Genomic DNA, 10083 nt, shown 5'->3' with positions numbered 1-10083 from the left:
CAGCCAGTCGCCGACGATCGGCAGCACCCAGTCGGCCTGGAAGAGCTGGCCGTACGCCTGGAGCAGGGTCGGCGGCAGGGTCAGGAAGCCGATGGCGACGAACCAGTGCGCGAAGCCGACGATGCCCCACCGGTTCATCCGGGTGTGGCCGAGGAACTCCTTGACCAGGGTGATCGTTCGCTGCTTGGGGTCGTCGGTGCGACTGCCCGCCGGTACCGGCTGTCCGATGCGGACGAACCGGTAGATCTGCGCGACGGCTCGGGCGATGAGCGCAACGCCGACGACAGTCAGCACCAGCGACACGATGATCGCGGCGAGTTGCATGTGGGGCTCCTCGGGCCTGCGAGGGTGGGATCCAGCGCGTACAGGTGATTACTAAGCAGTAACTTAATCAGTCTGTGCTGACACTATCCACTTATTCCTCCCCGCTGTAGCCGGGCAGGCGGTGATCTGTGTCGCTCAGGGGTGCCTTGCCCCGGCCGGGCCCGCGCAGCGCCGTGCGCAGCTGGATGCGTGCGGTCTGCGCGAGGATCGCCAGGTCAAGTCCTGTCCCATGATGCTCTGCGTAGTGTGCGTCGAGGAGCGCGGGTTCGTCCCAGGGCATGTGGGAGCGGGAGCGTACCTGGGCGAGGCCGGTCAATCCGGGGCGCAGTTCCCGCCACCAGGGGTGGGTGTGCGGGTCGCGGAGCGCGGGGTCGTCGGGGTGTGGCGGCGGCGGGCCGACCAGGGAGAGCTCCCCGCGTACGACGTGCGGGAGCCGGGACAGCAGGTCGAGCCGGAACCGGCGGGTGCGCAGCGACCGGAGCTCGAAGGGGTGGCCTCCCAGGCCGATGCGCGGCTCGCGGCGCAGCGGCCCTCCCCCGTGGCGGGCCCCGTGGACGGCCAGCACCAGGGCGGCGACCCCGAGCACGGGCGCGGCCAGGAGCAGCAGGGCCGAGCCGAGCGTCAGGTCCAGCGCGCGCTTGGCGGTCACCGCCGCCGCGCGGGCGGCCAGGGAGCCCGCGGCGTGCGTCAGCGCCTCCCGGGCCGACTCCAGAGCCTCCCGCGCCGCCACTCGGCCCGCTCCTCGCGCCCTTCCGGACGCGGGCGGCGGGCCCGCCCCTCGTGCCGCGTCCACCGCGTTCAACGCCGCCCGCTTCGCGTTCCGCATCGCACCTGCCCGGATCCTGGACGTGCCGTATATGACCGTCTCGCCGCAATTTGTGACAGAACGATCCCACGGTGCGAAGGTGGGTGGGGGGTGTGTGGCGTACGGCGGTCTCCCGGTGTCGCGGGCCAAGCCCTCCGGAGCTTCGCAGGCAGGGACCCGTTGCGGCTCTTCGGAGCGGAAATGCCTGATGGAGGCGGGGGTCCGCATGTAAGTTGAGCCGAATCGGCTCAGGTCCTTTGACTCTGCCCGGGGTGTGATGCATCCTTGAGTCAGATCCACTCAAGTAGTCAGTTGGAGGAATCGAAATGGCACGTGCGGTCGGCATCGACCTGGGCACGACTAACTCCGTCGTGAGCGTTCTCGAAGGCGGCGAGCCCACCGTCATCACCAACGCCGAAGGCGCCAGGACCACGCCGTCCGTCGTCGCCTTCGCGAAGAACGGTGAGGTGCTCGTCGGCGAGGTCGCCAAGCGCCAGGCGGTCACCAACGTCGACAGGACGATCCGTTCGGTCAAGCGCCACATGGGCACGGACTGGAAGATCGAGCTCGACGGCAAGAACTTCAACCCGCAGCAGATGAGCGCCTTCATCCTGCAGAAGCTGAAGCGGGACGCGGAGTCCTACCTGGGCGAGAAGGTCACCGACGCGGTGATCACCGTCCCGGCGTACTTCAACGACTCCGAGCGCCAGGCGACGAAGGAGGCCGGCGAGATCGCGGGCCTGAACGTCCTGCGCATCGTCAACGAGCCGACCGCCGCCGCGCTGGCGTACGGGCTCGACAAGGACGACCAGACGATCCTCGTCTTCGACCTCGGTGGCGGCACCTTCGACGTGTCCCTCCTGGAGATCGGCGACGGCGTCGTCGAGGTGAAGGCCACCAACGGTGACAACCACCTCGGTGGTGACGACTGGGACCAGCGCGTCGTCGACTACCTGGTGAAGCAGTTCGCCAACGGCCACGGCGTGGACCTGTCCAAGGACAAGATGGCTCTCCAGCGTCTCCGCGAGGCCGCGGAGAAGGCGAAGATCGAGCTGTCGTCCTCGACCGAGACCACGATCAACCTGCCCTACATCACGGCGTCGGCCGAGGGCCCGCTGCACCTGGACGAGAAGCTCACGCGCTCGCAGTTCCAGCAGCTGACCGCCGACCTGCTGGAGCGGTGCAAGACCCCGTTCCACAACGTCGTCAAGGACGCGGGCATCCAGCTCTCCGAGATCGACCACGTCGTCCTCGTCGGTGGCTCGACCCGTATGCCGGCCGTCGCCGAGCTCGTCAAGGAGCTGACCGGTGGCCAGGAGGCCAACAAGGGCGTGAACCCGGACGAGGTCGTCGCCATCGGCGCCTCGCTCCAGGCCGGTGTCCTCAAGGGCGAGGTCAAGGACGTCCTGCTCCTCGACGTCACCCCGCTGTCCCTCGGTATCGAGACCAAGGGCGGCATCATGACGAAGCTCATCGAGCGCAACACCACGATCCCGACCAAGCGCTCGGAGATCTTCACGACGGCCGAGGACAACCAGCCGTCCGTGCAGATCCAGGTCTACCAGGGCGAGCGCGAGATCGCGGCGTACAACAAGAAGCTCGGGATGTTCGAGCTGACCGGTCTGCCGCCGGCCCCGCGCGGGGTGCCGCAGATCGAGGTCGCCTTCGACATCGACGCCAACGGCATCATGCACGTCGCCGCCAAGGACCTCGGCACCGGCAAGGAGCAGAAGATGACCGTCACCGGCGGCTCCTCGCTGCCGAAGGACGAGGTCAACCGGATGCGCGAAGAGGCCGAGAAGTACGCCGAGGAGGACCACGCCCGCCGCGAGGCCGCCGAGTCGCGCAACCAGGGCGAGCAGCTCGTCTACCAGACCGAGAAGTTCCTCAAGGACAACGAGGACAAGGTCCCCGGTGACGTGAAGACCGAGGTGGAGACCGCGCTCACCGAGCTGAAGGAGAAGCTCAAGGGCGAGGACAGCGCCGAGATCCGCACGGCCACCGAGAAGGTCGCGGCCGTCTCCCAGAAGCTGGGACAGGCGATGTACGCCAACTCCCAGGGCGAAGGTGCCGCGCCCGGCGCGGACGCTGCGGGCGACCAGTCCAAGGCCGACGACGACGTGGTGGACGCGGAGATCGTTGACGACGAGAAGGACACGAAGGGTGGTGCGGCGTGACCGAGGAGACTCCGGACTTCGACGAGAAGCCCGACGTCCCCTCCGGCTCCGACGACGCCGAGCCGAAGGCCGCCCCCTCCGAGGAGGAGGCGGCGGCCCCGGCCGGGGACGCGCAGCAGGCAGTGGCTCTGACGGCCCAGCTGGACCAGGCCCGTACCGCGCTCGACGAGCGCACGGGTGACCTCCAGCGGCTCCAGGCCGAGTACCAGAACTACCGCCGTCGTGTGGAGCGCGACCGGGTCGCCGTCAAGGAGGTCGCGGTCGCGGGTCTCCTGAGCGAGCTCCTGCCCGTGCTCGACGACGTCGGCCGGGCACGGGACCACGGCGAGCTCGTCGGCGGTTTCAAGTCGGTGGCCGAGTCCCTGGAGACGGTGGTCGCGAAGCTGGGCCTCCAGCAGTTCGGCAAGGAGGGCGAGCCCTTCGACCCGACGATCCACGAGGCGCTGATGCACAGCTACGCGCCGGACGTCACCGAGACGACCTGCGTGGCGATCCTGCAGCCTGGGTACCGCATCGGGGAACGCACCATCCGCCCCGCGCGGGTGGCCGTGGCCGAGCCGCAGCCGGGCGCCGCGCCCGCGGCGGCCAAGGAAGAGAAGGCGGACGACGAGGAGAGCGGTGGCACCGAGGAGGTCTGACATCAGGTCCGACCACCGCGGTGCACACCGACGGGGCGTGCGGCCGGCCACCGGGCCGGCCGCACGGCCGATCGTCCGGAAGGAGGGACGTCGATGAGCACGAAGGACTTCGTCGAGAAGGACTACTACAAGGTCCTCGGCGTCCCCAAGGACGCCACCGACGCCGAGGTCAAGAAGGCCTACCGGAAGCTCGCCCGCGAGTACCATCCGGACGCCAACAAGGGTGACGCGAAGGCGGAGGAGCGTTTCAAGGAGATCTCCGAGGCCAACGACATCCTCGGCGACCCCAAGAAGCGCAAGGAGTACGACGAGGCGCGCGCGCTCTTCGGCAGCGGAGGGTTCCGGCCGGGACCCGGCGGCCCCGGCGGCGCGGGCGGCAATTTCAACTTCGACCTCGGCGACCTCTTCGGAGGCGGCGGGGCCCCGGGCGGTGGCCCGGGCGGCGCCGGCGGGTTCGGCGGCGGCGGTCTGGGTGACGTCTTCGGCGGCCTGTTCAACCGCGGCGGCGGAGGCACACGGGTGCAGCCGCGCCGGGGCCAGGACATCGAGTCCGAGGTGACGCTCAGCTTCACCGAGGCGGTCGACGGGGCCACGGTCCCGCTGCGGATGTCCAGCCAGGCGCCCTGCAAGGCATGTTCGGGCACCGGCGACAAGAACGGCACCCCGCGGGTCTGCCCGACCTGTGTCGGCACCGGCCAGGTCTCCCGGGGCACCGGCGGCGGGTTCTCGCTCACCGACCCCTGCGTGGACTGCAAGGGCCGGGGCCTCATCGCCCAGGACCCCTGCGAGGTCTGCAAGGGCAGCGGCCGGGCCAAGTCGGCCCGCACCATGCAGGTGCGCATCCCGGCCGGCGTGCTGGACGGCCAGCGGATCCGGCTGCGCGGCAAGGGCAGCCCGGGCGAGCGCGGCGGCCCGGCCGGCGACCTCTACGTCGTCGTCCACGTCGACGCCCATCCGGTCTTCGGCCGCAAGGGCGACAACCTCACCGTCACCGTGCCCGTCACCTTCGTGGAGGCGGCCCTCGGCGGCGAGGTGAAGGTCCCCACGCTGGGCGGCCCCCCGGTCACCCTGAAGCTCCCCGCGGGCACGCCGAACGGGCGTACCATGCGGGCCCGCGGCAAGGGCGCCGTGCGGAAGGACGGCACCCGGGGCGACCTGCTGGTCACCGTGGAGGTGTCCGTGCCCACGGGCCTCGGGGCGGACGCGCAGGACGCGCTGGAGGCCTACCGCGAGGCGACCGCGGGGGAGGACCCGCGGGCGGAGCTGTTCCAGGCGGCGAAGGGAGCTTGAGATGGACGGCCGTCGACGTAATCCGTACCAGCTGACCGACGAATCACCGGTGTACGTGATCTCGATCGCGGCCCAGCTCTCCGGTCTGCATCCGCAGACACTGCGCCAGTACGACCGCCTCGGCCTGGTCTCACCCGACCGCACGGCCGGGCGCGGCCGGCGCTACTCGGCCCGTGACATCGAACTCCTGCGTACCGTGCAGCAGTTGTCGCAGGACGAGGGCATCAACCTCGCGGGCATCAAGCGCATCATCGAGCTGGAGAACCAGGTCGCCGCGCTCCAGCAGCGCGTCGCCGAGCTCTCGGCCGCGGTGGACGGCGCGGCCGTCGCCATGCAGCAGCGCGAGGCGCAGGTGCACGCGTCCTACCGCCGTGACCTGGTCCCGTACCAGGACGTGCAGCAGACCAGCGCGCTGGTGGTCTGGCGGCCCAAGAGGCCGAAGGACTGAGGCGTACCGCAGGCCGTCCGGGCCCGCTCCGGGAGTTCACGCTCCGGGAGCGGGCCTTCGCGTCGCCGCCGCCGGTTCCGGGTTCGCGATGCCCGACCGTACGAGGAGCGCGCCCAGATGGGTGCGGCTGTGGGCGCCGAGCGTCTGCATGAGCTTGGAGACGTGCGAGCGGCAGGTGCGGACGCTGATGCCGAGCTTGCGGGCCACCACGTCGTCGACGTGGCCCTCGGCCAGGAGACGGGCGACGCTCTGCTGGACGGCGGTGACCGGGGCGCCGGGGGTGGTGGTGGGGAGCTGCTCGGCGTAGGGGGTGGCCTGGGCCCAGAGCACTTCGTAGACCTGGGTCAGGTAGGCGACGAGGGCGGGGTGGCGGATCTGCAGGGCCGCCACGCGGTCGGGCGAGGCCGGGATGTAGGCGACGGTCCGGTCGAAGATGATGAGCCGCTCCACCGTCAGCTCCGTGGTGCGGACCCGCAGCTGGTCCGGTGGGAAGAGGTCCAGGTAGGCCCTGATGGTCGGGCTGTAGCGGACGGGGTGCTGGTAGATGTGGCGCAGGCGTGCCCCGCGTCCGATGGCGGTCCTGGCGTTGGCGATCGCCCGCTCCATGCCGTCCTCCGGGCGGTTGCTGCCGGGCTGGGCGGTCAGGACCTGGTCGGTGGCCGCGGCGGTCGACTCGCGCAGGGCCGCCTCGATCGTCTCGCGGCCGTCGAGGACCGTGATCGCGTGGTCGGGGTCGGTACTCGCGAGGGTGGTCAGGGGCACCAGGCTCCGGCTGAGCGCGGACGCGAGCCGGACGCGCTCGTCCAGCTCCCGGGTGAGGGGCTGGAGCAGCTGTGCCAGGGCGGCGGAGGGCGGCACGGGGCGCATCCAGGCACTGTCCTGCGGGTCGGCGAGCAACAGGGACATGTCGGTCAGGCAGGGGGTGTCCGCGAGCTCGGAGCGGGCTATCCGGCCGTGCCGCAGGGCGTTCCCGTAGAGCCGCACCGCGGCGTCGCACAGTTCCAGCCGCCCGTGCGGGTGTGCCGCTCTCACCTCTTCTGTGCCCATTCGAGACCCCTCACTTCATGCAGTGCAACAAGATGACGGTGGCGCAACGGCCGACGACAGGAGAGTGTGGGAACCGGCCCGGGGGCGGGGGACGCCCGGGTACGGGGGCCGGACCGTCGCACGGTCAGGAATCCTTTTCCAGAATTCCTGACCGTGCGATGAGGTAGCCGAGTTGGGCGCGGCTACCGCTGCCGAGCGCGACGTTGAGTTTGGCGATGTGGGCCCGGCACGTCCGTACGTTCATGCCGAGGCGGCGGGCTATCGAATCGTCCACGTGTCCCTCCACGAGGAGTTGGGCGATCGATCGCTGAACCCCGCTGATCCCCTTGGGGGGCGGGTCGTACTGGAGTTCACCGAGAAGCGGGGAAGCACGGGCCCAGAGTTGTTCGAACACCTTCACGAGATAGTTGACGAGCCCCGGGTGACGGAGTTCGAGGGCGACCTGGTCGTCGTTCTGGGCGGGGATGAAGGCGACCGTGCGGTCGAACACGAGGAGCCGCTCGATGAGTTCCTCCAGTGTCCGGATCTCCACCTTGTCCTGGGCGAGCCGTGCCGCGTAGGCGAGTGTTCCATGACTGTGCCGGACGGTGTGCTGGTAGAGCGTGCGCATGCTCACGCCCCGGTCGACGACGGACAGCGCGCGCTCCAGGCCCTCGCTGAGCCGGTCCTCGCCCCGGTCGCCGCCGGGCTGCACGGTGAGCACCTCGGTGCGGCACTCGGCGGTCGCGAGGTCGAGCGCGGCGTTGATCCGGTTGCCGCCCTCCAGGACGGTGATGGCGTGGGTGGTCGACGGGTCCTGGGCGCTTATGTCCATGAACGGCTCGAAGCACTCGGCCAGTTCGACCGAACGCCGCCGGCGCTCCAGGATCTCCCGCTCGATGGGGTGCAGGCGTTGGGCGAGGGCCGCGGACGGGGGGACCGGCCGGAGCCATGCCGTGTCGTCCGGATCCGGGTGCAGGAGCGCGAAATCCATCAGGCAGGGAGCGGGGCCGACCTCCGCGCGTGAGATGCGGCCGGAGCGCAGCGCGCTGGCGTACAGGCGTCTGCCGTCGTCGCACAGTTCGGTGACCCCGTGAGGATGTGTCCGTGTTGTGTCGCTTGTGGTCATATCTCCACCCCCCAGCTTCCTGAACATGCAGGAACATGATGCATCGTCCCGGTGGCGTCCTGGGGGGCGGGTAAGACATCGTCGTGGGTGCGGGGGAGAGGAAACCACACGTGAGGACGAAGCCGACTATGTATAAGCGAATGCTTCGCTCGGTGCTTGCCGCCGCCTTCGTGGCGGCACTGGGCTTTGGCGTAGCAGCCGGCAGCGCGTCCGGCTCCGGCGAGATCAGCTGGTCGGAGCGGGCGAAGTCCGCGCCGGACGAGATCAGTTGGTCCGTCGAGGCGGTATCGGCGCCCGGCGAGATCAGCTGGGGGGCGCCCGTGAGCACGCGGGAGATCAGCTGGAGCATGCCGACGGGCGCAGTGCACGCATGAGCACCCCGCCGGACGACCGTACCTTTCGCCGGGAGATGGCCACGGCCTATCGGTCAGGGTGGCATTTCATCGATCTGCTCTCGGCGCTGACCCGCCAGGGCGATTCGTTGATGGTCACCCTGTTCGGGGAGCCGGTCGTCGTGGTGATGGAGGCGGAGGGTGACATCCGCGCCTACCGGTGCCTCCGCCGGCCCCGGGGAGCCCCGCAACCGGTCCGCTGCACCGTCAGGTACGGCATGATCTTCGTCAATCTCGACCAGCGCGACCACGAGCTGTTCGAACAAGAAGCCATTTCCGCCACCCCCCGCAGCGCCTGAACGATTCCCCCGTCGTTCCATGTCGTTCAGGCGCTTCCCCCACACAACGGCGCCATCGTGACCTGAACACGATGGCGCCGTTGTGCTGCCCGGGGACGCGCCGGCCCCCTCAGCCCCTGCCGAGCGCCCGGTCCACGGCGATCTCGATGACGACCCGCTCGGGATTGTGCGCCGGCGTGCGCTCGTACCGCACCGCGTAGCGGCGTACCGCGTCCGCCACCTGCTCCGGCTCCGTGCGGATCACCGCGCGCCCCTCCAGCGTCGCCCAGCGGCGCCCCTGCATCTGGCAGACCGCGACCCGTGCTCCCTCCGGGCCGGCGGCCCGCACATGGGCGACCTTCCGGCTCGTACCGCTCGTGATGACGCGGGCGATCCGGGTATCCGGGTCGTAGGTCACGCCGACCGGCACCACGTGCGGTGTCCCGTCCGGGCGGAGGGTGGTCAGCGTGCAGACATGGCGTTCCCGCCAGAAGGCGAGGTAGTCCGGGCCGGGGTTGCGTACGTCAGGCATGGGGTCAGCCTAGAGAGGGGGGATCCGGGAGCGTACGGAGGCCGGGTTTCGTCCTTGAGTGGAATAGACTCAACTTTGTACACGTTGTCAGAGTCATAGTTCCCGACCCCACCCGTTCCCGTACGAGGAGGAGACAGCGCCCGTGGACGCCGAGCTGACCAACAAGAGCCGGGATGCCCTCAACGCGGCCACCAGCAGGGCCGTCAAGGACGGTCACCCGGACCTGACCCCCGCACATCTGCTGCTGGCGCTGCTCGCGGGTGAGGACAACGCGAACATCACCGACCTGCTGGCCGCCGTCGAGGCGGACCAGGTGGCGGTGCGCGAGCAGACCGAACGGCTCCTCGGCTCGCTGCCGAGCGTCACCGGGTCGACCGTCGCCCCGCCGCAGCCCAGCCGCGACCTGCTCGCCGTCCTCGCCGACGCCGACCAGCGGGCGAAGGAGCTCGGCGACGACTACCTCTCCACCGAGCACCTGCTGATCGCCGTCGCGGCGAAGGGCGGCCGCACGGGTGAGATCCTCCAGGAACACGGCGCCGGCGCGAAGAAGCTGCTGGACGCGTTCGAGAAGAGCAGGGGAGGGCGCCGGGTGACCACTCCCGACCCCGAGGGCCAGTACAAGGCCCTGGAGAAGTTCGGCACCGACTTCACGGCCGCCGCGCGCGAGGGCAAGCTGGACCCGGTCATCGGCCGGGACCAGGAGATCCGCCGCGTGGTGCAGGTGCTGTCGCGCCGCACCAAGAACAACCCCGTGCTCATCGGTGAGCCCGGCGTCGGCAAGACCGCGGTGGTGGAGGGGCTCGCGCAGCGCATCGTCAAGGGCGACGTCCCCGAGTCCCTGCGCAACAAGCGTCTCGTCTCCCTGGACCTCGGGGCGATGGTCGCGGGCGCCAAGTACCGCGGTGAGTTCGAGGAGCGCCTGAAGACCGTCCTCTCCGAGATCAAGGAGAGCGACGGCCAGATCGTCACCTTCATCGACGAGCTGCACACCGTCGTCGGCGCGGGTGCCGGCGGCGACTCCGCGATGGACGCGGGCAACATGCT

General features: G+C 70.1%; 11 protein-coding genes and 1 pseudogene. 7 read left to right on the top strand and 5 right to left on the bottom strand.

Annotated features, from left to right (window positions below):
- Together IH13_RS0113155 and IH13_RS0113150 are read right to left on the bottom strand one after the other, a co-directional pair.
- Nucleotides 1-324, bottom strand: a pseudogene (locus IH13_RS0113155) (Fe-S oxidoreductase); the annotation flags it as partial.
- A gap of 91 nt (nucleotides 325-415) precedes the next feature.
- Complete coding sequence (locus IH13_RS0113150; RefSeq protein WP_082317592.1) at nucleotides 416-1150, bottom strand: sugar transferase; 735 nt, start codon at nucleotides 1148-1150, stop codon at nucleotides 416-418.
- Between the two features lie 305 nt (nucleotides 1151-1455).
- On the opposite strand from IH13_RS0113150, the gene dnaK reads away from it, so the two are divergent.
- The 4 genes from dnaK to IH13_RS0113130 all read left to right on the top strand — a co-directional run bounded on the left by dnaK (nucleotide 1456) and on the right by IH13_RS0113130 (nucleotide 5682).
- Complete coding sequence (gene dnaK, locus IH13_RS0113145) at nucleotides 1456-3306, top strand: molecular chaperone DnaK (protein WP_031084041.1); 1851 nt, start codon at nucleotides 1456-1458, stop codon at nucleotides 3304-3306.
- Complete coding sequence (gene grpE / locus IH13_RS0113140) at nucleotides 3303-3944, top strand: nucleotide exchange factor GrpE (protein ID WP_031084039.1); 642 nt, start codon at nucleotides 3303-3305, stop codon at nucleotides 3942-3944. Before dnaK ends, grpE begins: the two co-directional genes overlap by 4 nt.
- 93 nt (nucleotides 3945-4037) lie before the next feature.
- Nucleotides 4038-5234 (top strand): molecular chaperone DnaJ, encoded by a 1197-nt coding sequence (dnaJ, locus tag IH13_RS0113135; protein WP_031084037.1) that lies wholly within the window; start codon nucleotides 4038-4040, stop codon nucleotides 5232-5234.
- Nucleotide 5235: 1 nt separating this feature from the next.
- On the top strand, nucleotides 5236-5682 hold the full coding sequence (locus IH13_RS0113130) for a heat shock protein transcriptional repressor HspR (RefSeq protein WP_014155378.1): 447 nt from the start codon (nucleotides 5236-5238) through the stop codon (nucleotides 5680-5682).
- A gap of 36 nt (nucleotides 5683-5718) precedes the next feature.
- On the opposite strand, the gene IH13_RS0113125 is transcribed toward IH13_RS0113130, so the two are convergent.
- Nucleotides 5719-6729 carry a helix-turn-helix domain-containing protein gene (locus tag IH13_RS0113125; RefSeq protein WP_031084035.1) on the bottom strand — a complete coding sequence of 337 codons (1011 nt, stop codon included), beginning with the start codon at nucleotides 6727-6729 and terminating at the stop codon, nucleotides 5719-5721.
- Between the two features lie 124 nt (nucleotides 6730-6853).
- A complete protein-coding gene (locus IH13_RS0113120; RefSeq protein WP_031084033.1) occupies nucleotides 6854-7837 on the bottom strand; it encodes a hypothetical protein in 984 nt (327 codons plus the stop codon).
- A gap of 128 nt (nucleotides 7838-7965) precedes the next feature.
- Between IH13_RS0113120 and IH13_RS0113115 the strand changes: the two genes are divergently transcribed.
- Entirely contained in the window at nucleotides 7966-8211 is a 246-nt protein-coding gene (locus IH13_RS0113115; protein WP_031084031.1) for a hypothetical protein, read from the top strand.
- Nucleotides 8208-8528 carry a Rieske (2Fe-2S) protein gene (locus tag IH13_RS0113110; RefSeq protein ID WP_031084030.1) on the top strand — a complete coding sequence of 107 codons (321 nt, stop codon included), beginning with the start codon at nucleotides 8208-8210 and terminating at the stop codon, nucleotides 8526-8528. The genes IH13_RS0113115 and IH13_RS0113110 overlap by 4 nt, the downstream gene beginning before the upstream one ends.
- Before the next feature lie 109 nt (nucleotides 8529-8637).
- On the opposite strand, the gene IH13_RS0113105 is transcribed toward IH13_RS0113110, so the two are convergent.
- Nucleotides 8638-9039, bottom strand: a complete 402-nt coding sequence (locus tag IH13_RS0113105; RefSeq protein WP_031084028.1) for a pyridoxamine 5'-phosphate oxidase family protein — start codon at nucleotides 9037-9039, stop codon at nucleotides 8638-8640.
- 142 nt (nucleotides 9040-9181) lie between these two features.
- Here IH13_RS0113105 and IH13_RS0113100 point away from each other — a divergent pair.
- Nucleotides 9182-10083, top strand: a 902-nt coding sequence (locus IH13_RS0113100) for a Clp protease N-terminal domain-containing protein (protein ID WP_037841253.1), incomplete at its 3' end; no start/stop codon positions are given.

This window comes from Streptomyces sp. NRRL WC-3549, from assembly GCF_000721935.1.
In the GTDB taxonomy this organism is placed as follows: Bacteria; Actinomycetota; Actinomycetes; order Streptomycetales; family Streptomycetaceae; genus Streptomyces.
This window is presented reverse-complemented; position numbering and strand designations above follow the sequence as displayed.